The following is a 22,929-nucleotide window of genomic DNA, read 5'->3' as shown; positions in this document are numbered from 1 at the left end:
GCCTTTTTCATTGCGCTTCTATCAGCCGCGTCTGCCTTGTGTCAGGCGATATAAGCGGCGCTTACGCTTGCTGCTTAGCCCGCGTTGTTGACTTCCCGCTCATGCGTCGTGCGTTGATCGCGCAGGACCTGGACGATCTGCGAGATGTCTTCATCGCCGAGTCCCCGATCGACCGCTTCCTGCAAAAGCTTGCGCACCTCGCCGACGGCGCGCAGCGGCGCGTTAGCCTCGTGCGCCAACTCCGCCACCGCGTCGAGGTCCTTCAGCATCGTTCTGATCGTGCCCGATGGACTCGACGGTGGCGTCAGCATCCGCGGCATCAAGGTTTGCAGCAGCACCGAATCGGCCCAGCCGCCTTGTAACGCGGCCGGTATCGCAGCGGCGTCGATGCCGGCGCGCTGAGCTAGAACGCAGGCTTCAGCAATGCCCGCGATGGTCGTCACAACAATCGCCTGGTTCGCAAGCTTGGTCGCTTGTCCCGCGCCCGTGGCGCCCATGCGCGTGACACGCGAAGCATAGGCGCGCAGTAGCGGTTCGACTGCGGCGATATCGTTCGCAGTGCCGCCGCACATGATCGCAAGCGTGCCCGCCGCCGCGCCTGCTGTACCACCGGACACGGGCGCGTCGATCCACGCGCCGCCAGTCAGTTCGTGCCAACGCTGGGCAAAGCGCCGGGTTTCGGTGGGGGCGATGGTCGAATGGTCGATCAGAAAGCGCGGCGCGGCGGCGGCATGGGCAAGTCCCTGTTCACCGAAGACGACTTCTTCAACGGCGCGCCCGTCGCCGAGACACAGCATCACCACATCGCTCGTCCCGGCCAGTTGCCTCGGCGAGTCGCTGACGACACAGCCCTCTGCTGCCAGCGCCGCCAGTTTCGCCGACGATCGATTCCACACCCGCAGCGCGTGTCCGGCCGCGAGCAACCGCCAGGCCATCGGCTCGCCCATCTTGCCGATGCCGCAGAAACCGACGCGTGACGCATCCAGCGTGAGGGTGACGCTCATGCCTCATCCTCACCGATCGACGCCTCATACGGCCACTCCACGGCGCCCGAGTGAGTCACCGCGCCGAGATTCGCCGGCCGCACTAACGCTTCGTATTTCTCCAGTACGCCGCCCAGGCGGCCCCGTGCGAACGGCACGGCCTCCTTGGCGCGCCGCGCGAGTTCTTCGCCGCTCAATTCGACGTCGAGCGTGCCTTTGTGTGCATCGATATGAATCCGGTCGCCGTCTCTGAGCAAGCGAATCGGCCCGCCTGCTGCCGCTTCCGGTCCGACGTAGCCGATGCACATGCCGCGTGTCGCGCCTGAGAAGCGTCCGTCGGTCAGCAGCGCAACTTTTTCACCCATCCCCTGACCGTAGATCGCCGCCGTCACGCTGAGCATCTCGCGCATGCCAGGGCCGCCCTTCGGCCCTTCGTTGCGGATCACGAGCACGTCGCCTTCCTGATAGGTCCGCTTCGACACCACCGACATGCACGCCTCTTCGGTCTCGAACACGCGCGCAGTGCCGCTGAAAACCAGGGACTTCAAACCCGCGGTTTTCAGACACGCGCCATCCGGTGCGAGATTGCCGCGCAACACCACCAGCCCCGCGTTCTCGCTCAGCGGTTCGTTATGCGGACGGACGACGCGGCCATCCGGACCCGCGAACGCCTTCAATGCGGTTTCGAGCGTTTCGCCGGTTTGCGTCAACGTGTCGCCATGCAGGAAGCCGCCCGCGAGCAGCGCATTCAGTACCACCGGCACACCGCCAACGTGATACAGATCCAGCGCGAGATACTTGCCGCCCGGCTGCAGATCGCCGATCAACGGCGTGCGGGCCAGCACCTCGGACACATCGTCCAACGTAAAGCGAATACCTGCTTCGTGCGCGATCGCGGGAATGTGCAGCGCCGCGTTGGTCGAACCGCCGGTGGCGGCCACTGCCGCACACGCGTTTTCCAGGCTCTTGCGCGTGACCAGATCGCGCGGCAGCGGACCGCCGTTTTTCAGCGTGTTCATGACCGTTTCACCCGCACGGCGCGCAATCGCAATGCGCTCGCTGTATACCGCGGGCACCATCGCCGAGCCGAGCGGCGCGAGACCGAGCGTTTCGGCGACCATCGCCATCGTGTTCGCGGTGAATTGTCCAGGGCAAGAACCCGCACCCGGCGTGCAACGTTTCTCGATGCCGCGCAAGGTTTCAAGCGACATGTCGCCGCGTTGTGCCGCGCCGACCGCTTCGATCGCCGTGAGGATGGTGGCTTGCGTGCCGTCCGGTGCGATGCCGGGCAACATCGCGCCGCCGAACAGAAATACGCCCGGCACGTTTACGCGCACCATGCCCATCAGAATGCCGGGCAGCGTTTTGTCACAACCGGCCACGCCGACGAACGCGTCATAGCAATGCGCGCGCACGAAAACCTCGACGCTGTCCGCGATGATCTCGCGTGACACAAGGCTAAAACGCATGCCCGAATGATTCATCGAGGTGCCGTCCGACACCGAGATCGCCGAGCCGCGAATCGGCACGCCGCCGCCCGCCGCGACGCCGAGGCGCACGTTGTCGGAAACAGCCGCCAGCGACATCGAGCATGGCGTGTTTTCGCCGAACGTATCGACAATCGCAACGAAGGGCTTTTCGATCGCCGCGTCGTCCATGCCGGTCGCCCGCAGGAACGCGCGATGCGGCGTGCGCGTGATGCCTTCAGTGACGGTGCGCGAGCGGTGTTTGTGGAGATTGCTCATGGTTTTTTTCCTGTACGTGTCCGTATGCTGTGCGTTCAGCCGTTCAGCAACATGCCGTTCTCGGCGGCGATCACCTGGCCGGTCATCGAAGGCGCATGCGCGACGATAAACCAGGCAAGGTCGGCGATCTCACCGGGCTGCGACACACGCTTGAGCGGCGCGACATTCGTCATGCTGTCGACGATCTTCGCGTACGCCTCTTCGCCCAGCACGCGACGCGGCAAGCCGTCGTCCACCATGCCAGGCGCCAGTGCATTTACACGGATATGCGGCGCGAGATTGCGGGCAAGCGAGAGGGTCAGCGTATTGACCGCACCCTTCGAAGCCGCGTACGCAATGGAAGAGCCCGTGCCGTTCAATGAGGCCAGCGACGAGATATTGATCACCGCCGTGCTGTGCGAAGCGTTCGACGAATCGCGTAACACCGGCACCGCGGCGCGCGTCATCTGGAACATGCCGATCAGATTCACGCGATACACGCGCTCGAACTCCATATCGTCGACGGCGGCCAGATCGCCGTGCGGGATGAAGCGCGTCGTGCCGGCGCAGTTGATCAGCGCGTCGATGCGCCGCCACTTCGAGGCCACCGCATCGACCGCTTTCACACACGCGGCGTCGGAACCCACGTCGACGTCGAACACCAGCGTTTCAGCGCCGAGCTGTCTGCATTGCGCTTCGACAGCCAACGCCGCTTCGCGCGTGCTGTCGTCGAAGTTACCGATCGCCACCGCCCAACCCGCGCCCGCAAAGCGCAACGCGGTCGCGGCGCCGATGCCGGTGGCCGCGCCGGTGACCATACAAACCTGCTGCGTCATCCTGCTCTCCTTATGCTGCTTTGCGTGTGGCCGGCATTGCCAGCACGATCACCGCAGCCAGCACCAGCGCGCAGGCAAGCACGATCATGCCGGGCAGCAAGGTACCGGTCGTGTCCTTCAGAAATCCGATCACGTAGGGGCTCACGAAGCCCGCCAGATTGCCGGTGCAATTGATCACCGCGATGGCCGCCGCTGCACCCACGCCGCCCATCAGCGCGGTCGGAATACCCCAGAACACCGGCGCAATCGAATTGATACCGATCGCCGCAACCACCAGCGCCGCCATCGAGAGCCATACGTGTTGACCGAGCAGCACTGAAGCCAGCATGCCTATGGCACCCAGCACCGCACACACGGCTACGTGTTTGCGCCGCTCGTCGTGCTTGTCGGCGTGACGCGCGATCAGGATCATCGCAACCGCGCTGATCAGCGACGGCACCGCCGACAGCAAACCGATATTCGCCACGCTCACCACACCGCTCGCGCGGATCATGGTCGGCAGCCAGAAGACCAGGCCGTAGTTGCCCATGGCGATGCAGAAGTACAGCAAGCCGAGCAGCCACACTTTCGGATTGGTGAACGCGCCCCGCACCGTTTGATGAGCACGCGTTTGCGCGTCGGCTTCGAGGTCGAGCGCGAGCAGCGCCTTTTCCTCTTTGTTCAGCCAGCTCACCGACTCGATGCGGTCGTGCAGGACGAAAAATGCGGCGATGCCAACCACCAGCGAGGCGATCCCCTCGATCAGGAACAGCCACTTCCAGCCGGCGAGTCCATGCACGCCAGCCAGTTGCTGCATGATCCAGCCCGACACCGGGCCGCCGATCGCACCCGACACCGGAATCGCAGCCATGAACAGCGCGATGATCTGTGAGCGTCTGTTCGACGGAAACCACGTCGACAGATACAGCACGATGCCGGGAAAGAAGCCCGCCTCAGCAACGCCGAGCAGAAAGCGCAATACGTAGAACGAGGTTGCGCCGCTCGCGAACATGGTCAGACACGAGACGATCGACCACGTGACCATGATCCGCGCGATCCAGATGCGTGCGCCGACGCGATGCAAGATGAGGTTGCTCGGCACTTCAAAGATGAAATAGCCAAGAAAGAAGATACCTGCGCCCGCGCCGTACACGGTCTCGCTCAACGAGAGATCGGTGAGCATCTGCAACTTGGCGAAGCTCACGTTCACACGATCGATATACGCAACGATGAACGCGAGAAACAGGAACGGCACGATGCGCCACGCGAGCTTGCGATACAGCGCCATGCGTTCTGCGGATTCCGCGGGTTCCGCTGGTTTATTGGGCACAGCGGGCCGCTCGGCGCCGCCGTATAGAGGGGTGCTCATGCTTGTCTCCTTCCGCGCGCTTGAATGCGCGCTGTGGTCGCGGCAATGCGGCGCGTGGAGCGACTCCGGTTATACCCTGAGTCATATGGTCGATGCGTAGCTGCTATGCTCGATCCACCCACTTCACGCTCTACCATCCTGCCGATATGGGAGATTAGCCGGATTGAGCGCCACACCGCAAATCACTGTTTTGGCGAAAGTCATTACCATTTAGTTATGTCAGCCGGGTAAACACAGATGGCAACGACCGAAAACGACGCGATCGACCGCTTCTTCCGCAGCGGCCTGAAGCTGCCGCATCTGCGCATCCTGGCGAGTCTCGCGGAGCTCGGGCAGGTGACGCGGGTTGCGGCCGCCTTCCACGTCACACAGCCGGCCATTTCGAAGCAGATCGGTGAAATCGAGGAGGCGCTCGGCGTGCCGGTCGCCCGACGGGTCGGCAATGCGGTCGAGTTGACCAGCATCGGCAAGGTGATGGCCGCACGTGGCCGGGAAGTCCTGCGACACATCGAACTGGCGCGCCGTGACGTCAGCGCGCTGACCACCGGCACGGCCGGTCACGTGCGCTTCGGCGCGGTCGTGACGATTCCGCAGCCGCTGATCGCGCATGCGGTCGAACTGTTCATGCGGCGTGCGCCGTCGGCAACACTGTCGTTCGTGGAAGCGACGCTCGACAAGCTGATCAAGATGCTCGACGAAGGCGAGCTCGATCTCGCCTTAGGCCGTAACCGGCTCGCCGACAATCAGGGCTTGTTGCGTCAGCAGACGTTGCATCGCGAGCCGTTCGTGTTCGTAGTGGGCGCGAGCCATCCACTCGGCAAGGTGGATATGCCGGTGAGCTGGAACGATCTGCGCGCGGCGCGCTGGATTACGCCGCTGCGGGGTTCGCCAGCTTTCGCGACGCTGGCCGAGACGCTCGCCGGGCAAGGCATCCCGCTCGATCGCGGCGCGGTCGAATCGAGTTCGTTGACATTGAATCTGTCGCTGCTGATCGGGGGAGATTTCGTGTCGATCCTGCCGCTGTCGGTCGCGCGGCATCACGTGAGCCGTGGACGCATGCGCGTGCTGCCGCTCGCGCCGCTCGAACCGCTAGGTGAAGTGGTGCTGGTGTGGCGCGCGGATACCTCCGCGCCGGCGGCAGATCTGTTCAGCGAGTGCTTGAGGGAGTCGTCGTCGGAATTGCTGGATGGTGAGGCGGAATGATGCATGTGGACTCACGTGTCGCTGATTGCTCGCCAGCTCCCGAATGTTCTCACCTTTGCGTTTCTTGAAGGCATTCGGAAAGCTGGCCGCCGTCAAGGCAGCCGGCCCGTTCAACCAGACAATCAGAACTTGTGACGAATACCCACGATCGCCACTTCCTGGCTGTTAGTCCCTGAATTCACGCCGTAACTGCCGATCGAGGCTTGCGCGCTCACCACCGTTCCGCTCGCGTTCAGTGTGTTGCCGCTCGCCTTCTGGTAGCCCGCCAGCGCGTACAGTTCGGTGCGCTTCGACAGCGCGTAATCCGCACCGAGGTTGACCTGGTTGTAGTGCGCCGAGCTCGGGCCGGTGAGCGACGTGTAGTTATAGCCCACGCCGGCGCGCAGGGCCGAGGTGATCTGATAGTTGAAGAACAACGAACCGTTGTTGAACCTGGCCGTGTCGTGGAACGCGGAGAACGCATCGTTCGCGTACTGCGTGTTCGAGTAAGCCGCGCCAATGGTTGCCGCGCCGATTACGTACTGTCCGCCGACGCGTACGATCTGAATCGACTTCGCACTCGCAAAGCCCGCATTGATCACGGTGTTGAACAGCGAATCGGAACTGCTGGTCCACGTGCGCACATTCGCCGTGGCCGTGTTGCCGCCATTCGCGTAGAAGTAGCCTGCGCCGAGCGACAGCGGGCCATTCGCATAGCCCGCGCCGAAGCTGTACGTCTGACCGTTGCCGGTTGCGCCGGCCACACCGCCCACGCCGTACAACGCTTCCACCTGGAAGCCGGCGAACACCGGGCTCACATACTTGACCGAGTTGCTCACGCGCAGACTGTTGTCGTAATTGTCGAGGTCGCCGGGCGTGGCGAACACGCCGCCGAAGTAGTTGTCTTCCGTGAGGCCTTGAACCAGATCCACGATCGGATCGTATTGACGTCCTGCCGTGACCGTCCCCCACGTACTGCTCGACAAGCCGACCACCGCCTTGCGGCCGAATTCGCGACCACCTTGACCGAGCGCGCCCGTACCGACGTTGAAGCCGTTCTCGAGCTGGAACACTGCGGCGAGGCCGCCGCCCAGGTCTTCGGTGCCCTTGAGACCCCAACGGCTGCCGGACAGGTTACCGCTGCTGAACTTCACGAGCGACGACTGATTCTGGCCGTTCGCGCCTTGTGCGTTGTGCACATAAGCGATACCGGCATCGACGATGCCATACAGCGTGACGCTGCTTTGCGCCTGAGCGCCGGCAGCAAACAGAAGACCGGCAGGCAATGCGAGGAGAGAAAGACGTTTCATTTTTTGAGTTCCCGTATCAATGTTCTATTTGTTTAAATCTGGCGAAACGATACGAGAGGAATTTGCGTCGGCAAACGAACTAATTCTTCGATGAATATGAAAGCGACAATCGCGTGGCAGCTTCTAAGGCCACGTATTGGCGTGCTTATTGGCGTGCTTATTGGCGTGCTTATTGGCGTGATGTCACGCCGGGACGGCGGACAATTCAGAGGGCGCGTATTTCGAGGTCGCGAGGACTTCTGCAGGAACAGGGACATGCGCGCGCTGCACCAGCGCGCCACTGCGGAACAGCAGCAGATCGCCCGGCTTGCAGGTGGTCCATACTTCATCGGTGAGCGGCGTGGTGGCGATCACCGCCGTGCGATCGGCCGGTGTGCCACGCTCGGCGAAATCCACCGTCAGATCGCCGTCGACGAGACGTGCGCTCGAAAACGGCCAGTGACGTATCACGTACGACAGACGCGTCGAGCAATACGCGAATTGCGCCGTACCGTTGGACAGCACGAAGTTGAAAATGCCATACGGGTTCAGCGTGCGTGTCGCCTGTTCGATAACATGGAACACGGCATCGACGTCGTCCACGTCCGTGTCCGCGTGCATGGCGAAATGCGCGTAGAGGCGATTCATGATGAAGCAGAACGCCGCTTCGCTATCGGTCGTGCCGACCGGCGCATACGGACCTTGCTCTGACTCACCAAGCGGCTGCAGGTCGCCGTTATGCGCGAACACCCATTGCTGGCCGCGCAACGCGCGCATGAACGGGTGGCAGTTTTCCACACGCGCGCCGCCCTGAGTCGCCTTGCGAATATGCGCGACGACATTGCGCGACTTGATCGGATAGCTCCTCAGAAACTCCGCTACCGGCGACTGATACGCGGGTTTCTCATCGACGAACACGCGGCAAGCGCGATCTTCGTAGAACGCCACGCCCCAGCCGTCGACGTGATGGTCGGTGAGGCCACCGCGTGCGGCAAAGCCCGTCAGCGAGAAACTGACGTCAGTGGGTTCGGCGCAGCTGAGGGCGAGCAATTGGCACATGTCCGCGGCCGCCCTATACCCATCGCGCCGGGGCATGCAGGAATGTGACGACATCCGCGGTTGCGGCGCTAGCGCTTTTTGAAGTTTTCGCGGCCATCACGTGTCATCCCAGTCGTTCACATTCACTGGGAGACTAGCGTGTTTCAATCGTCGCCGTTATAGCGAATCATGCTTTGCAAATCACCGGCGCGCGGGCTCCCGAAAACCCTCACCTTTGGCCGGTCCGCCACGCGTGCAGCATCTAGCTCGCCAGCTTGCGGAACGTTTCCAGCACCGCGTCGCCCTTGAACGGCTTGACGATCCAGCCTTTCACCCCTGCCGCCTTGCCGCGCTCTTTCATCGCCGGGCTGCTCTCGGTCGTCAGCATGATGACGTTGACGGTCGTATTCGCGAGTTCGCCGCGAATCTTCTCGACCATCGTCAGGCCGTCCATGTTCGGCATGTTGACGTCGCTGATCACCAGCTTGATGCCGGGGCTGGCCTTCAGTTTGGCAAGGCCGTCCTTGCCGTCCACCGCCGTGTCGACATCCAGACCGTTCCTCTTCAGAAAGCCGGCCACTTCGTCGCGTACCGTGCTCGAGTCATCCACCACCAGAATTTTCGACATGTTTTTTCCTATGACAACTTTCAGAACAACTCCAGCTCACCGCTGGTTTCTTCGATTACGCCCGTATCGGCCACGAAGTCGATTGGCGCATGCGCACACACGCATACAGTCGCGGCAAGCTGCACGGAACCGTTAAGCGTGATCGAATACGACGACAGCAAACCCGGCTTCAATTCGGACAGATGCCCCAGACAACGCGCACTCAATACATAAGGCGTCGACATGCCGAGGTCCGGAAAATAACGCAGGAGTTCCTGATTCATCGCGCCGCAGCACAGATTGCAGATTTCCAGAAAAACTTCCTGAAACGACCGCTCATCGAGCTGTTTCAGGTAGTAGTCGCGGGTGCTGCCGTTTTCGTCGAAGTGCACGATCAGCAGCAGTCTGAACACGATCGACGAGATGGTCAGCACGACCACCTGAGTGTCCTTTGTCGCGCCCGTACCGGCCTCGGCGAGTGGCACGATCTCGCACGTATCGCCGGCCTCCTGCGGCAAACGCGCCTGCGCCGCCTTGCGGAAAATGCGGTCGAAGCTGTCCTTCGCGTTGCCCGTAATCACATCGGCACCTGGTGCAGCTTCGAGTGGAACTGATTGGCGAGCGATTCGACGCTGGAGAGCGACGCGGCGATCATCTTGCCGCCTGCCTGGATGTCCTGAAACGTGGAGGTGGTGGTCAGGTCGTTGCGATGCAAACTGTCGCGATAGCTCTTCGACAGTTCCTCGGAGCGCGCCGCGAGCGCCCGCACCTCGCTCGCCACCACCGCGAAGCCACGTCCGGCCGGACCCGCGCGGGCCGCTTCGATCGACGCGTTCAGCGAAACGATCACCACATGCCGGACGATCGACGACAACTCCTGATTCTTCGCGTGCATGTCGTGGTTCTGCGTCATCAGCGAGATCATCTGCTCGTGCCAGCGTTCGAATGTTGCGCCGAGACTCTTCAGACGCGCGGCTTCGCCGACTATCTGTTGCGCCTGATGTGCCCACTGGTCTTTGTCGTCGGTCGCTGCTTTCAGCATTGCGCGCAATGCTTCGACGCTGGCCGATTGCTGCATCAGTTCGTCGCGCAACTGTTCGGCCAATGCTTCCATCTCTTGCGCGGCCTGTTCGTGCTCGCGGAGCACTTCACCGTGGTCCGCGTATTCCGCCGACAACGCTTTGATCTGGGCGTCCGCTTCGGCGCGCAGCCGTGCCGTCAGCCTCGTGCTGTGCAACTTGTGCGCGACAAATGCCAGCAGCGCGGTCACCGCGCTGCCTGCCACTGCTGCCAATACATACTGTTGAATCACAACCTATCCTTCCGAAGTCCGTCGCGAAGCGCGTCAATCAGCCATCGCGTCAAGTTGCATTTCGCCGGTATTACCACGCGCTTCGACACCCAGCATATCGACGGTGACGCTATCCGGCAGGCAGACGATCGTCTGGAACTGACGGAACGACGCACCCTTGAGATCGTCGGTGAAACGCAATTCAATGTGGCCGTTCTCGCGCTTAAGGAAATCGCGCACGGCGTCCATGCCGACGCCACGGCCCGACACTTCCGTGACCGTTGCGGCGGTCGAGAAACCCGGCCGGAAAATGAATTCGGCAATGGCTTCGTCGCTCAGTTGTTCATCGCTGCCGATCCAGCCGCGCTCGACGGCAATGCCGCGGATCCGTTCGAGCGCGAGGCCACGACCGTCGTCGCTGAGCGTGATCTGCAGCACCCGCTTGTCCACGCCCACTTCGATATCGATCATGCCCGCCGGTGTCTTGCCGCGTGCGCTGCGCGCCTCGGCGGTTTCAATGCCGTGATCCATCGAATTGCGCAGCAGATGCATGAACACGTTGTTCAGCGTGCCACCTGCCTGGCCGCGCAGGCGATAGCCGTTGTCGTCGATACGCACGGTCGGCGCCGGCTTGCCCAGTTCCTGCGCGAGCGAAGGCAGCGAGTCCAGCACGCCGGACAGCGCATCGCGCACGCTTTCGCTGCCGAGCGCGCGCAAGGTTTGGCGCATCGCATCGCGCATCGACTGCAATTCGTGGAGTTCGCTGGCGTCCGTCTTGTCCAGCATGCTCAGCGTCTGCTGAATCTGATCCTTCTCGACCATCACGTAGCGGTTGGCGTTGCCGGCGCTATTCGCTCCGGCTTTGCCCTTGCGCCCGAGGCTATGTTCGTTGATCTTCGCGTAGCTCTCGATCGCCTCGCGCACGCGCGTCAGTTCCTGCATCAGGTCTTCCTGATCCCACGAGCGGTCCGCATCCGGTTGGCGCAACTCGTGATAGCTCTGCTCGGTTTCATGGACGACGTTGGTCAGATGCGCCAGGTTATAGGTGCGCGCATTACCCTTGATGGTGTGCATGTTGCGGAACAGTTCGGCGATCGCCGCATGGTCCGCTTGCGAATGCTTGCGGATGATGCGCTCGTTCTCGCTGACAAAGCCCGCGGAGCTTTCGATAAAGTGATGGAACTTCTCTTCGCTCACCGCGAGAATCTCGCCGATCATGTCGAGACGGCGGCGCTGTTCGCTGGCTTCTGCAGCGAGCTTGCGCAGCTCGGTGACGTCACGCACGCATAGCATCAAACGCAGGATCATGTCGTTTTCGTCGGTGATCGCCGACCAGCTGAGGTCGAGAATCTTCACGCGGCCATCGGCCATGCGCTTCGAAATTTCGCCGACCAGCAAATGCTGATTGAACGCGAAGTTGATGCAGTCTTCGCCGAGGCACGCATGCGCGGCGGCATCGATTTGCGAGAGCACGTCCGAGCCGAGATCGGTATCCGAGAACACCAGATCCATCAAACCGCGGCCGGCGATGTCTTTCGTTTCGAAGATGTCTTCCAGATACGCGGAGTACTCTGCGTGGACCACAGCGCCGTCGATCACCGTCAAAATACCCTGCTGCATGTTCTGCAACATCGCCTGAATATCGGCCGTCTTCTGCTTGAGCTGCGCCGAGCTTTCCTGGATCTTCTCGATCATGCCGTTGAAGGCGACGATCGAATGGCCGATCTCGTCCAACCGGCCCACCGGCACGCGGCGCGTGAAATCCTGGCTCGATGCGATCTCGCTCATCATGGCTTGCATGCGGCTGAGCGGGCGGGTGATCTGACGGTAAAGCAGCGAGCCGATCGAGGTCAGCAGAATGATCGCGATACCGGTAACAACGGCGATGGCTGTCGTGATGGTGGCGAGCGCGGCGTTCAGTGCGGTGATCGCCTCGTCTTTCTGGCGGTTCTTCTCGACGCGGAGCGTTTCGACAATACCTTCGAGCTCGTCGCGATACTGCGCGACGTTGGCAAACAGATACGCTTGCGCGAGTTCGTTCTTGCCGTCGGCCTTCATTTTCGCGGTCTCGGCGATAGCGGAGAAGTAGTTCCCGAGGCTGTCGTTAGCCTGGGAAACGAGACCTTGCTGCGCATGGCTCGCTGCGTCTTTGGCTTGCAGCGCGAGGGCCTGTTGCAACGAGGCCTTTTTCTTCTTTAGTTCGTCCTGTGCCTGCGCGACCATGTTGGCGTCCGGCGCGTAGACGAGCGTCATGGTGGCGAGTTGCACGTCCTTGACCTGCGAGACGAGGTCGGCCGAGGCAAGCGCACTAGGCACAACGCCTTCGGTCACTTTGCGCACTTCGGCTGCGCTGCCGCGCGTCTGATAGACGGCGTAGCCGCCGATCGTCAGCAAGGCGACAAACATCAAGACAACCAATAGCGTAATGCGATGACGGATAGTCATGTGAAACCCCCGCGGGTGGCCTTTTGCGTCGGCCCTCGATCGGGGCTGCGCGTTTTTTGCAAAGTGTTGGGTAATGCCTGCAGCCTGGTCGTGCTTGCAGCTTTGCTGAGTATTGCTGAGTCATGTTACTAAGCGATGACTACACAATTTTGAATAGCGGAGAAGACGTTAAATATATTTCTAAAGTTTCTGGTTTTAACGCCGTTAATTAATGGCTATTAATTTTGTGTGCGGTCGCCATTCCAACAAACTGCGCGCGCAGACGGAACGCCGTCCGATTGTCGGTGCACGGTGTGGACTGATTCGCGGAGGTCGCGCGCTCGACGCGTCAGCCGATCGGCGGCAGATGCTTCGCCGCCTCACGCAAGCTAAGCGGCGACAAGATGTCCCGTGATTCGAATAGAAAGCGGCTCACCGCTTGAGGCGCATGCCACGCGTAGTCGCGCAACGCCCAACCGATCGCTTTACGGATGAAGAAGTCGCTTTCGGCCGCGAGCGAACGCGCGTAACCGAACAAACGCACTTCGTCAGTCTGGTCGCGCCAGCCGAGTTGATGAATCATCGCGATGCGCCGAACCCACAGCGATTCATGCAGAAGCGCCGCATCCATCGAAGCCTGGGCCTGTGGCGTCTGCGCTCGCGCGGCTTTCAGCACATCGCCCACCACGCCTGCCAGCGGATCAATCGAATCCCACCAGGTGTTGCGCTGGGCGAGCGCGAGCAGATGCGCAATGTCCGCAACCGCAAGCGCCTTCCATTTGCGTGCTAACAGGTCAGTGGCCACGTAGTGATACTCGCGTTGCGGCATGGACCAAAGGACGTTGGCACAGGCGAGCAGGTGCTCGGCATTTTCCACCGACAAGCGCTTGAACACCGGCAATACCGCTTGCCGCCGCAAGGGTGTCGGCACACCGATGAAGTCGAAGTTGTCCCGCATATAGGCACGCATGGCGACAGCGCGCTGTGCCTCGGCGTGCGGGGCGAGCGCGGCCTTGATTTCTTTGCGGAAAGCGTTGGGTGTCATTGTGTGATGTTCGCTCGATTGGAACCGCGAGCATCCGGTGGATGCCGGCCGGGTCTTCCATCGTGTTAACAATCACCGATTTGGTCACGCGAGGCAAGTGTTCCAAAAGGGTTTGTCATTCGATACGCGCTTGTGCACGAAGAGCTTGTCGCATGCTCCCGAATCTTCTCACCTTTGGGTCTGAAGTGCGCAGACAGGTAGCACTATTCTCACCGCGCCGACTCCCGAATCTCCTCACCTATCAGCTTCTAGCCGCCCTCCCAACCGCCACCCAGCACCTTGTACAAAGTCACGAGATTGGCCTGCCGCGACAGGCTATCCGTCGCAAGTTGCTGCTGCGCGGTGTAGAGCGTGCGCTGCGCGTCGAGGAACGTGAGGAAGCTATCCGTGCCCGTCTTGTAGCGCGCCTGAGCAAGCGTGTAATACCGCTGTGACGACGCCACATATTCGCGATCCGCCTCCACCTGATCGACGTAAGTCGCGCGCGCGGTCAGCGCGTTTGCGACCTCCTTGAAGGCTGTCTGGATCGTGCTCTCGTAATCGGCCACCTCGATCTGCTTCTCGATTTTGGCGACGTCGAGCGACGCCTTATTGCTGCCGTAATCGAAGATCGGTACCGACACGGTCGGCGCAAATGCCCAGGCGCCCGTGCCCGCCTTGAACAGACTTGACAGCGTCGAACTCGATGTCCCGGCTGAAGCCGTCAGCTCGATCTTCGGGAAGAACGCAGCGCGCGCGGCGCCGATGTTCGCGTTCGCCGCCTTCAGCGCGTGTTCCGCCTGCACGATATCGGGACGGCGGGTGAGCAGCAGTGACGGCACGCCCGCACCGATGTCGGCGAACGTCGACTCGTCGTCGAATGCGCGGGCGGGAGGAAGGTCGTCCGGGATCGGCGCACCCAGCACGGCGACCAGGTTGTTGCGGTCCTGCGCCACGGCGCGCCGGTAAGACGCCAGACTCGCCTTCGCGCTCGCCAATGAGTTTTGCGCCTGTTGCACGTCGAGCATCGACGAATTGCCCAACGCCTGGATTCGCTTGGTCACGTCGTACGTCGACTGATCCGCCTTGACCGTATCTTCGGTTATTTGCAGAAGACGTTCGTCGGACAGCAGGGTCAGATAGTCGGTCGCCACGGTCGCGATCAAGCTGATCTGCGTGCTCTGCCGCGAGGCATCCGTCGCGAGATAGTTTTCCAGGGCCTGGCGCTTGAGGCTGCGCAAGCGGCCGAAGAAGTCGATCTCCCACGAAGTCGTGCCGACGCTCACGCCGGTGGAACTGCTCGTTACGCCCAAAGTGCGCTCGCGAGTCAGACTGCCGCTCGCGCTGATCGACGGCGCGAGCGCGGCACGCGTGATACGGTATTGCGCCTCGTACTCAGCCACGTTCAATGCGGCGACTCGCAGGTCGCGGTTGTTGTCGAGCGCGATCTCGATCAGCCGTTGCAGACGCTCGTCGCGAAAGAAACTGCGCCAGGCCATATCGGCGCCGAGCGGCGCTGCGGCAGTCGTCGTACCTGCCGTGGTCGTGGCCACGGCGGTTGCCGAAGCCGCAGTAGCTGCTGCTGCGGCGGCGCTCGTGCTCTCGTATGCGTCGCCCTTTGGATACGCCACCGCGACCGGGGCTGCGGGCCGTTCATAGTGTGGGTCTAGCGTGCAACCCGTCAGCATGGCAACGGCAAACGCCACCATGCATGCGCCCAATTTGAGTCTCATCATTCAACACCTTCCTGTTGCTTGGCATCGCCGTGCTCACCGAACAGGCGGCGCACGACGACAAAGAACACCGGCACGAAAAAGATGGCTAGCAGCGTCGCGGCGATCATGCCGCCCATCACGCCGGTGCCGATCGCATGCCGGCTCGCCGAACCGGCGCCTGTGCTGATGACGAGCGGCAGTACGCCGAACACGAAGGCGAGCGAAGTCATCAGAATCGGCCGCAGACGCAATCGCGCGGCTTCCAGCGTGGCGTCGATCAGGCTTCGGCCCTGCGCCTGCAAGTCCTTGGCGAATTCGACGATCAGGATCGCGTTCTTGGTGGACAGTCCGATGGTCGCGAGCAGGCCCACCTTGAAGTAGATGTCGTCGGACAGCCCGCGGATATGCGCGCCCAGCACCGCACCAAGCACGCCCAGCGGCACGACCAGAATCACCGCGATCGGAATGGACCAGCTTTCGTACAGACCTGCCAGACAGAGGAACACCACGACCAGCGAAATCGCGTACAGGTAGATCGCCTGCGATCCGGCAATGCGCTCCTGGTACGATTGCCCGGTCCAGTCGATGCCGAAGCCGGCGGGTAGCTTCTTCACGAGCGCGTCGACGGCGGCCATCGCCTGGCCCGTGCTGGTGTTCGCACCGGTTTGCGCGGTGATTTCCATCGCCAGCGTGCGGTTGAAGCGCTCGATCTGCGGCGGCCCGAACGTCCATTTGCCAGTGGCAAACGCGGAGAACGGGACCATCTGGCCGTCATAGCCGGTCGTTGTGGTGGTGCTCGTGCTGGTAGTCGACGTGCTGCTGCTCGATGTGCTCGTGCTCGAACTGCTCGTCGTACTGGACTTCACGTACCACCGTCCAATGTCCGACGGCATCATCCGGTAAGGCGCATCGGCCTGCACATAGACCTTCTGGATACGTCCCGTGTCGACGTAGTTGTTCACATAAGTCGAGCCGAACGCAGTCTGCAAGGTGTCGTTCACGTCGGCGATGGAAAGTCCGAGCGCACTCGCCTTCTCGCGATCAATATCGACATGGAACTGCGGCGTGTCGTCGAGGCCGCCGGGTCGCATGCCGGACAGCGCACTGTCCTGCGCGGCGAGCGCGATCAACTGCTGGCGCGCGGCCATCAGCTTGTCGTGGCCCTGCCCGGCGCGGTCTTCCAGTTCGAAGTCGAGGCCGCTCTGTGTACCGAGTTCCTGAATGGCCGGCGGATTGAGCGCGAAAATCTGCGCGTCGTGCGTGGCGGCGAAGTGCATGTTGGCGCGCTGAATGATCGCCGCCGCCGAGCCGTCGCTGCCGCGACGCGTGCTCCAGTCCTTGAGCTTGATGAAAGCAAGACCGTTGTTCTGCCCCGAGCCGTTGAAGCTGAAGCCGGTCAACGCGATGATCTTGTCCACCTGCGGCAGACCGAGGTAATACGCCTCGACCTTTTTCACGACTTCCAGGGTCTGCGCGGCGGGCGTGCCGGCCGGTGCGGAAATCGACGTGATGATGATCCCCTGGTCCTCGTCCGGCAGGTAGGACGACGGCAGCTTCATGAAGAGCAGTGCGACGACGCCCACAATCAGCACGTAGATCACCATATAGCGCGTCGGCTTGCCGATCACGCGCGAGACCGTCGAATCGTAGCGATCGGTCCCACGTGTGAGCACACGATTAAACCAGCCGAGGAGGCCACGCTTCGTATGGTGCTCGACGTCCGCGCGCCTGAGCAGGGTGGCGCACAGCGCCGGTGTCAGCGTCAACGCGAGGAACACGGAAAGCAGCATCGCGGCGACGATGGTGATCGAGAACTGCCGGTAGATCGCGCCCGTGGACCCCGAGAAAAACGCCATCGGAATGAACACGGCAATCAGCACGGTCGTAATCCCGACCAGTGCGCCGGTGATCTGCTTCATCGCCTTGCGAGTGGCTTCGACGGGCGACAGTCCCTCCTCCGCGATCAGCCGCTCGACGTTTTCCACCACCACGATCGCGTCGTCCACCAGCAGCCCGATGGCGAGCACGAGCCCGAACATCGAGAGCACATTGATCGAAAAGCCCACCGCCGACATCACCGCAAACGTGCCGAGCAAGGCGACCGGCACGACGATGGTCGGAATCAGCGTCGCGCGCAGGTTTTGCAGGAACACGTACATCACGACGAAGACCAGCATCACCGCTTCGATCAGCGTCTTCACCACCTCTTCGATCGAGATGCGCACGAACGGCGTGGTGTCGTACGGATAGTCGACCACCACGTTGTGCGGCAATTGCCCACTCAGTTCATCGAGCTTGGCGCGGACCGCTTTGGCTACGTTCATCGCGTTCGCGCCGCTGGCCAGTTTGACCGCGAGCGAGGCCGCCGGCTTGCCGTTCAGACGCGAGTCGGTGCTGTAATCGTCGCCGCCGACCTCGACGCGCGCGACGTCCTTGAGCATGACCTTCGAGCCGTCGCTATTCACGCGCAGCAGGATCGCGCCGAACTGCGCGGGCGTAGTGAGCAGGCTCGATGCCGAAATGGTCGCGTTGAGCGCCTGCGTCTTCGTAGACGGCGAGCCGCCGATCTGACCGACCGAGAGTTGCACGTTCTGATTCGTGATCGCGGTAGTGACGTCGCCGGCCGTCAAACCGACGGCCTGCAACTTCACCGGATCGAGCCAGATGCGCATGGCGTGCTGCGCGCCGAACAGCGTCACGTCGCCGACGCCGTCGATCTGCGTGAGCGGATCTTCGACCTGCGTCGCGATGATATTGCCCAGGTCGATGGAATTCATGCTGCCGTCAGTCGACGACAGCGACACAATCATCAGAAACGAATTGGCCGCCTTCGCAACCTGCACGCCCTGGTCCTGAACGGTTTGCGGCAGCGACGAACTGGCCTGCTCCACTTTGTTCTGCACCTGCACCTGAGCGATGTCGGCATTGGTGCCTTGCTGGAACGTCAGCGTGATGGTGGCCTGTCCGGCCGAACTGCTGGTGGACGACATGTAGAGCAGATGATCGATGCCGCTCAGTTTCTGCTCGATCACCTGCGTGACGGTGGTTGCCACGGTTTCGGCCGAGGCGCCCGGATAGGTCGCCGTGATCTGCACGGAGACCGGCGCCACACTTGGATACTGTTCGACCGGAAGCGTCCCGATGGAGGCGCCGCCGATCATCATGATGACGATGGCGATGACCCACGCGAGGATCGGTCGGTTGATAAAGAAACCTGCCATGAGTGTCTCGCTTTAGCTGTGTGCGGCCGACGTGTTGTCCGCGGTGGCGGGCGCACCCGATGGGGCGGCCGATTCAACCGGCTTCACAACGCCGCCCGCGCGCGCGTTCTGCGAGCCGGCAACGATCACGCGATCGCCCGCCTTGAGGCCGCTCGTCACGAGCCAGTCGGCACCTGATGCGGTGTCGGCCGTGACGGGTGTCTGCGTGACTTTGTTATCGGCGCCGACCGTCAGCACGCTCGCCGAACCGTCGGATGCACGCGAGACCGCGAGTTGCGGCACCGTGATCGCCTGCTGGTTCACGCCCTCTTCAAGCCGCGCGCGCACGAACATGCCGGGCAACAGCACGCCGTCCGGGTTCGGGAACACGCAACGCAAGGTCACCGAACCGGTGGTGGCGTCGACGGTGATATCGGAGAACAGCAACTTGCCGGGTTGCGCGTACGCGCTGCCGTCTTCCATCACAAGATGAACGACCGCGCCGTCCGGGCCCGCCTGCTGCAACTGGCCACTGGCGAATTCTTTCTGCAACCGCAGCCAATCGACGGAAGAGCGGGTGACATCGAGATACATCTCGGTCGTCGCCTGGACCGTCGCGAGCGCAGTGGTCTGCTCCGCGGTGACGAGCGCGCCTTCGGTCACGCTCGATTTGCCGATCCGTCCCGCGATCGGCGCAACCACCTTGGTGTAGCCGAGGTTGATAGCAGCGGTCTTCAATGCGGCGCGGTCGGCGACCACGTCGGCCTTCGCTTCCACCCACGCAGCGACGGCGTCGTCATAGTCCTGCCTGCTCACACCTTCGATCTTCGACAGTTCGGTGTAACGGCTGGCCTTGGTCTGCGCGGCGCTCGCTGTCGCCTCGGCTTTGGCGAGCGTACCGACGGCCTGGTCGTACGCCGCCTGATAGCTGGACGCGTCGATCTGATAGAGCACGGCACCGGCTGCAACCAGCGAGCCTTCAGTGAAAAGGCGTGTCCTGATGATGCCTTCGACCTGCGGCCTGACCTCGGCGACACGGATCGCCGACAGCCGCCCGGACAATTCGGTACTCGACACAACGGTGTGCGGCGCGATCGTTTGGACGCCTACTTCAGGAACCGACTGCGGCGGTCCATGGGGTGCCTGCTCGCCACAACCCGCCAACAAAAACGTGGCGGCGGCGACTGCGGCGGCAAGATGCGTGAATCTCGGAGCGCGCCGGGAAAGTCCGGGCACGGTATGGGTATTCGGCATGCGTTGGGCATCCTTCGACTCAATTCGACAAAGGGCCGTCTGGCATGCGTCTCTGGGGAAACCGCGCAACGCCGCGCCAGCGGCAAGGGATGGCCCAGCATAGTGAGCGGCGTCTTACGGTGGCTTAGGGAAGGATTACGAGTTGTAACGTAACGCGTGGCGAGGCGCTGAATCGGGCAGTGAGACGTCGAGTGGCGTTGATTGCTTCATGCAGGCTGATAGAACCCGAGGCGGCCTCCGTAATAAACTGTAAGCGCGAATAAGAACCCGAAACCGCTGCCCTTGCGCGATTCGCTATATTGCGATGTGCGACAGGCGCGCGGCCGCGCTGTCCGTCCATTGTCCTCATCGATCAGGGCTCAGCCATGTCAGACACGCCCATCCAGGTTTTACTGGTCGACGACGACGCCGACCTTCGTGACCTGCTCAGAACCTTCTTTCAACAACGCGGCATCGAGATATCCGTGTTGCACGACGCGAACCAACTGGCACGCCGCCTGGAACGCGAGCGGCCCTCGATCATCGTGCTCGATCTGATGATGCCGGGCGTCGACGGACTCAGCGCGCTCAGGCAACTGCGTGCGACCGGCGACACGATTCCGGTGATCATGCTCACGGCGCGCGCAGACGGCGTGGACCGCGTGATCGGTCTGGAGCTCGGTGCCGACGACTACCTCGGCAAGCCGTTCATGCCGCAGGAACTGCTCGCGCGTATTCATGCGGTGTTGCGCAGGCACGCGCATCCCTCGACGGCCACGACCGCGGCGCTCGAGAAGCGTGAAGCGCTGCGCTTCGGCCGCTTCCGGCTCGACTTCGCGACCCGCACACTGTTTCGCGACGACGAACCGCTCAAGCTGACCAGTGGCGAATACGCGCTGCTCGAAGTGCTTGCCGAGCATCCTATGGAGACGCTGTCGCGCTCGAAGCTCGTCGACCTGCTGCATGGGCCGTACTCGGAAGTGACCGAACGCGGTATCGATGTGCCGGTATGGCGCCTGCGCCGTCTGCTCGAAGACGACCCGGCCAACCCGCGCCGGATCCAGACCATACGCGGCATCGGCTACATGTTCGTGCCTGGCGGCAACGACGATGAAAAATCCCTTTAATACGCTGTTCGGCCGGCTCTCGTTGATGACGGTGAGCCTGATCGTGCTGGTGCACATCACCGCCATCCTTCTGGTGGACCGTGACCGCGGCCAGATCGACGCCGGTCATGCGCAGCGCGCCGTGCTCCTCGCAGTGCAGGCGAGGCAGAACGGCACGCTCACCGCTTCGCGCGTCGTGGCAACGCTCGGTGTGTCTTACGTGAATGCGCAAGACGCGATTCGCTATGGCTGTCCCGCGCCTTGTGAGAACACCTCGGGTCCGTTCGAGCATGACTTGCGCAAGAAGTTGCCCGCAGGCAGCCAGGTCGTAGCGGGCACCGACGACGGCACGGTCTGGGTCCACTACGCCGGAAATCCAGGCTGGATCACCATGCAAAACTCGACGCTGCCGGCGCGTCGCTTCTGGGGCGCATCGGCGACGATGCTGGTGCTGGCGGTGATCATCGCGCTGGTCGGCGCGTGGCAATTGCAGCGGCCATTGCACCGGCTTGCACTCGCTGCGCGCGAGTTCCGCACCGGCCATCGCGCGCCGGTTGTACAGGCGAGCGGCCCGCGCGAGCTGAAAGAACTGATCGGCGACTTCAATCAGATGGTGCAGGAACTTGCGCAGGCCGAGCAGGAGCGCGCGGTGATGCTGGCCGGCGTGGCGCACGATCTGCGTGCGCCGATCACGCGCATGCAGGTGCGCGCGGATCTGCTGCCCGACGAAGCGAACCGCCGCGGCTTTTTGCGGGACTCGGAATCGCTGTCGCGCATCGTCACGCAGTTTCTCGATTTTGCGCGTGAGACGGCGGATACCTCGCCAAGCACGAGCGTCGACGCTCACTGCCGCCGGCATTACGGCGACAGTCTCGCGGACGAAGCGCTCGTGCGCCTCGATCTGCAGGCCGGCGATGGTTTCGGCTTGCCGCTTGTCGACCTCGACCGGATCCTGACCAATCTGATCGAAAACGCACTCACCTACGGCGAGCCGCCCGTGGAAATCTCGACCTCGCGCCGCGACGGCCAGTACATGCTCGAGGTGCGCGACCACGGCGGCGGTATCCCCAGCGCTCAACTGGATCGCGCGCTGCAACCGTTCGTACGGCTCGATGAAGCACGCAGCGGCGATGCTCACTGCGGACTGGGGCTCGCGATCGTGCGGCGCCTCGTGCGGTATAACGGCGGCGCTTTTCATGCCGATAACGCCGCCGATGGCGGTTTCGTGGTGACGCTTACGTTTCCCGCCTAGTTATCGGCTTCGTTTTCGGCTTGATTTACGGCTCAGACTTGAGCCGTGTTGTCAGGAACGACGATCGCGCTGTGCGGCCCGCCGCCGGGGCCGCCGGGTCCACCACCGCCCGGGCCGCCGCCGCCCCAACCCGGAGGCGGACCCCACCAGCAACCGCTCAAGGTTGCGCTCAGTGCGGCCAGCGCCGCGATCGTCAATAGCTTCTTCATGCTTTCTCCTTCGATAGATCTACGGTCACGCAAAGTCGTTGCTCAAGTGGCGACGACGCGCGTTATCCGCAACTTATCAATCAGCGGGAGATCATGTTTTACGACGCCGTTACAAGATGGCGAGGCGTGCCTGCTTTTGTCACGAAAGGTTGAGGTGTGCGTCGCCGTGCGGCGCAGGTAACACGGATTTTGCGGTGTGGGGCGACGCAAGGTGCCGCACACACGCTTTGTTTGCATATGGAAGAGGATGTAAGGAGATGGGTGGTATCGGTCCTGCACTGGCGCGCATCAAGGTGAGGTTTGGAGCGCTTGCCACATCACCGTCGGCGGCCATGACGAGGACTCCCTGGAAATCCTCACCTTATTTGAGGTGCGCGCCCAGCATGGCAATTTCTCACCTCCTGGAATCGCTCACCTTTGCGGATCATCTCCTGGAATTCCTCACCTTAGTGCGTCTTTGCGCGCTTC

18 protein-coding genes are annotated in these 22,929 nt (G+C 62.4%); 3 read left to right on the top strand and 15 right to left on the bottom strand.

The window, feature by feature from the left end:
* Window positions 1-74: 74 nt before the first annotated feature.
* Genes PQR40_RS21330 through PQR40_RS21315 form a run of 4 tightly spaced genes read right to left on the bottom strand, consistent with a single transcriptional unit; the run spans window position 75 to window position 4,891 of the window.
* Window positions 75-1,004 carry an NAD(P)-dependent oxidoreductase gene (locus PQR40_RS21330; RefSeq protein WP_408240699.1) on the bottom strand — a complete coding sequence of 310 codons (930 nt, stop codon included), beginning with the start codon at window positions 1,002-1,004 and terminating at the stop codon, window positions 75-77.
* Window positions 1,001-2,728 carry a dihydroxy-acid dehydratase gene (gene ilvD, locus PQR40_RS21325; RefSeq protein ID WP_408484530.1) on the bottom strand — a complete coding sequence of 576 codons (1,728 nt, stop codon included), beginning with the start codon at window positions 2,726-2,728 and terminating at the stop codon, window positions 1,001-1,003. Before ilvD ends, PQR40_RS21330 begins: the two co-directional genes overlap by 4 nt.
* A 35-nt stretch (window positions 2,729-2,763) precedes the next feature.
* On the bottom strand, window positions 2,764-3,543 hold the full coding sequence (locus PQR40_RS21320) for an SDR family NAD(P)-dependent oxidoreductase (protein WP_408509817.1): 780 nt from the start codon (window positions 3,541-3,543) through the stop codon (window positions 2,764-2,766).
* A gap of 10 nt (window positions 3,544-3,553) precedes the next feature.
* The gene (locus tag PQR40_RS21315; RefSeq protein WP_408509816.1) at window positions 3,554-4,891 is read right to left on the bottom strand and encodes an MFS transporter; all 1,338 of its coding nucleotides are present in this window, start codon (window positions 4,889-4,891) and stop codon (window positions 3,554-3,556) included.
* A gap of 237 nt (window positions 4,892-5,128) precedes the next feature.
* Here PQR40_RS21315 and PQR40_RS21310 point away from each other — a divergent pair, with 237 nt between their 5' ends.
* Window positions 5,129-6,094 carry a LysR family transcriptional regulator gene (locus tag PQR40_RS21310; protein WP_408240711.1) on the top strand — a complete coding sequence of 322 codons (966 nt, stop codon included), beginning with the start codon at window positions 5,129-5,131 and terminating at the stop codon, window positions 6,092-6,094.
* Window positions 6,095-6,216: 122 nt separating this feature from the next.
* Here the strand turns inward: PQR40_RS21310 and PQR40_RS21305 are convergent, their stop codons facing one another.
* The 10 genes from PQR40_RS21305 to PQR40_RS21260 form a co-directional block, all read right to left on the bottom strand.
* Window positions 6,217-7,383: a porin gene (locus tag PQR40_RS21305; RefSeq protein WP_408240714.1), complete on the bottom strand. Its 1,167-nt coding sequence runs from the start codon at window positions 7,381-7,383 to the stop codon at window positions 6,217-6,219.
* A gap of 183 nt (window positions 7,384-7,566) precedes the next feature.
* Window positions 7,567-8,421 carry a class II glutamine amidotransferase gene (locus PQR40_RS21300; protein WP_408509815.1) on the bottom strand — a complete coding sequence of 285 codons (855 nt, stop codon included), beginning with the start codon at window positions 8,419-8,421 and terminating at the stop codon, window positions 7,567-7,569.
* 241 nt (window positions 8,422-8,662) lie between these two features.
* On the bottom strand, window positions 8,663-9,028 hold the full coding sequence (locus tag PQR40_RS21295; RefSeq protein ID WP_408240720.1) for a response regulator: 366 nt from the start codon (window positions 9,026-9,028) through the stop codon (window positions 8,663-8,665).
* A 20-nt stretch (window positions 9,029-9,048) separates the two neighbouring features.
* On the bottom strand, window positions 9,049-9,588 hold the full coding sequence (locus PQR40_RS21290; RefSeq protein WP_408389733.1) for a hypothetical protein: 540 nt from the start codon (window positions 9,586-9,588) through the stop codon (window positions 9,049-9,051).
* The gene (locus PQR40_RS21285; protein WP_408509814.1) at window positions 9,585-10,319 is read right to left on the bottom strand and encodes a methyl-accepting chemotaxis protein; all 735 of its coding nucleotides are present in this window, start codon (window positions 10,317-10,319) and stop codon (window positions 9,585-9,587) included. Before PQR40_RS21285 ends, PQR40_RS21290 begins: the two co-directional genes overlap by 4 nt.
* Window positions 10,320-10,352: 33 nt before the next feature.
* Window positions 10,353-12,743: a HAMP domain-containing protein gene (locus tag PQR40_RS21280; RefSeq protein ID WP_408509813.1), complete on the bottom strand. Its 2,391-nt coding sequence runs from the start codon at window positions 12,741-12,743 to the stop codon at window positions 10,353-10,355.
* A gap of 328 nt (window positions 12,744-13,071) precedes the next feature.
* Window positions 13,072-13,767 carry a DNA alkylation repair protein gene (locus PQR40_RS21275; protein ID WP_408389739.1) on the bottom strand — a complete coding sequence of 232 codons (696 nt, stop codon included), beginning with the start codon at window positions 13,765-13,767 and terminating at the stop codon, window positions 13,072-13,074.
* A 248-nt stretch (window positions 13,768-14,015) separates the two neighbouring features.
* Window positions 14,016-15,482, bottom strand: a complete 1,467-nt coding sequence (locus tag PQR40_RS21270) for an efflux transporter outer membrane subunit (RefSeq protein WP_408509812.1) — start codon at window positions 15,480-15,482, stop codon at window positions 14,016-14,018.
* On the bottom strand, window positions 15,479-18,682 hold the full coding sequence (locus PQR40_RS21265) for an efflux RND transporter permease subunit (protein ID WP_408509811.1): 3,204 nt from the start codon (window positions 18,680-18,682) through the stop codon (window positions 15,479-15,481). The genes PQR40_RS21270 and PQR40_RS21265 overlap by 4 nt, the downstream gene beginning before the upstream one ends.
* 12 nt (window positions 18,683-18,694) lie before the next feature.
* Window positions 18,695-19,915 (bottom strand): efflux RND transporter periplasmic adaptor subunit, encoded by a 1,221-nt coding sequence (locus PQR40_RS21260; RefSeq protein WP_408509810.1) that lies wholly within the window; start codon window positions 19,913-19,915, stop codon window positions 18,695-18,697.
* A gap of 365 nt (window positions 19,916-20,280) precedes the next feature.
* Here PQR40_RS21260 and PQR40_RS21255 point away from each other — a divergent pair, with 365 nt between their 5' ends.
* Window positions 20,281-21,021 carry a response regulator gene (locus tag PQR40_RS21255; protein ID WP_408336860.1) on the top strand — a complete coding sequence of 247 codons (741 nt, stop codon included), beginning with the start codon at window positions 20,281-20,283 and terminating at the stop codon, window positions 21,019-21,021.
* Complete coding sequence (locus tag PQR40_RS21250) at window positions 21,005-22,252, top strand: ATP-binding protein (RefSeq protein WP_408240747.1); 1,248 nt, start codon at window positions 21,005-21,007, stop codon at window positions 22,250-22,252. The genes PQR40_RS21255 and PQR40_RS21250 overlap by 17 nt, the downstream gene beginning before the upstream one ends.
* Window positions 22,253-22,284: 32 nt before the next feature.
* On the opposite strand, the gene PQR40_RS21245 is transcribed toward PQR40_RS21250, so the two are convergent.
* Window positions 22,285-22,461 carry a hypothetical protein gene (locus PQR40_RS21245; protein ID WP_408240750.1) on the bottom strand — a complete coding sequence of 59 codons (177 nt, stop codon included), beginning with the start codon at window positions 22,459-22,461 and terminating at the stop codon, window positions 22,285-22,287.
* Between the last annotated feature and the right edge of the window lie 468 nt (window positions 22,462-22,929).

The organism is Paraburkholderia sediminicola, assembly GCF_046026855.1.
Lineage (GTDB): Bacteria > Pseudomonadota > Gammaproteobacteria > Burkholderiales > Burkholderiaceae > Paraburkholderia > Paraburkholderia sediminicola_A.
The sequence above is the reverse complement of the archived record's forward strand: the minus strand, read 5'-3'. Positions and strand labels throughout refer to the sequence as shown.

What these genes read in the sequence shown, in the direction of transcription:
- PQR40_RS21250 (WP_408240747.1), top strand. Translation starts at nt 21,005, where the DNA reads ATGAAAAATCCCTTTAATACGCTGTTCGGCCGGCTCTCGTTGATGACG.
- PQR40_RS21245 (WP_408240750.1), bottom strand. Translation starts at nt 22,461, where the DNA reads ATGAAGAAGCTATTGACGATCGCGGCGCTGGCCGCACTGAGCGCAACC.
- PQR40_RS21255 (WP_408336860.1), top strand. Translation starts at nt 20,281, where the DNA reads ATGTCAGACACGCCCATCCAGGTTTTACTGGTCGACGACGACGCCGAC.
- PQR40_RS21275 (WP_408389739.1), bottom strand. Translation starts at nt 13,767, where the DNA reads ATGACACCCAACGCTTTCCGCAAAGAAATCAAGGCCGCGCTCGCCCCG.
- PQR40_RS21315 (WP_408509816.1), bottom strand. Translation starts at nt 4,891, where the DNA reads ATGAGCACCCCTCTATACGGCGGCGCCGAGCGGCCCGCTGTGCCCAAT.
- PQR40_RS21260 (WP_408509810.1), bottom strand. Translation starts at nt 19,915, where the DNA reads ATGCCGAATACCCATACCGTGCCCGGACTTTCCCGGCGCGCTCCGAGA.
- PQR40_RS21265 (WP_408509811.1), bottom strand. Translation starts at nt 18,682, where the DNA reads ATGGCAGGTTTCTTTATCAACCGACCGATCCTCGCGTGGGTCATCGCC.
- PQR40_RS21330 (WP_408240699.1), bottom strand. Translation starts at nt 1,004, where the DNA reads ATGAGCGTCACCCTCACGCTGGATGCGTCACGCGTCGGTTTCTGCGGC.
- PQR40_RS21305 (WP_408240714.1), bottom strand. Translation starts at nt 7,383, where the DNA reads ATGAAACGTCTTTCTCTCCTCGCATTGCCTGCCGGTCTTCTGTTTGCT.
- PQR40_RS21280 (WP_408509813.1), bottom strand. Translation starts at nt 12,743, where the DNA reads ATGACTATCCGTCATCGCATTACGCTATTGGTTGTCTTGATGTTTGTC.
- PQR40_RS21320 (WP_408509817.1), bottom strand. Translation starts at nt 3,543, where the DNA reads ATGACGCAGCAGGTTTGTATGGTCACCGGCGCGGCCACCGGCATCGGC.
- PQR40_RS21295 (WP_408240720.1), bottom strand. Translation starts at nt 9,028, where the DNA reads ATGTCGAAAATTCTGGTGGTGGATGACTCGAGCACGGTACGCGACGAA.
- PQR40_RS21270 (WP_408509812.1), bottom strand. Translation starts at nt 15,482, where the DNA reads ATGATGAGACTCAAATTGGGCGCATGCATGGTGGCGTTTGCCGTTGCC.
- PQR40_RS21310 (WP_408240711.1), top strand. Translation starts at nt 5,129, where the DNA reads ATGGCAACGACCGAAAACGACGCGATCGACCGCTTCTTCCGCAGCGGC.
- ilvD (WP_408484530.1), bottom strand. Translation starts at nt 2,728, where the DNA reads ATGAGCAATCTCCACAAACACCGCTCGCGCACCGTCACTGAAGGCATC.
- PQR40_RS21300 (WP_408509815.1), bottom strand. Translation starts at nt 8,421, where the DNA reads ATGTGCCAATTGCTCGCCCTCAGCTGCGCCGAACCCACTGACGTCAGT.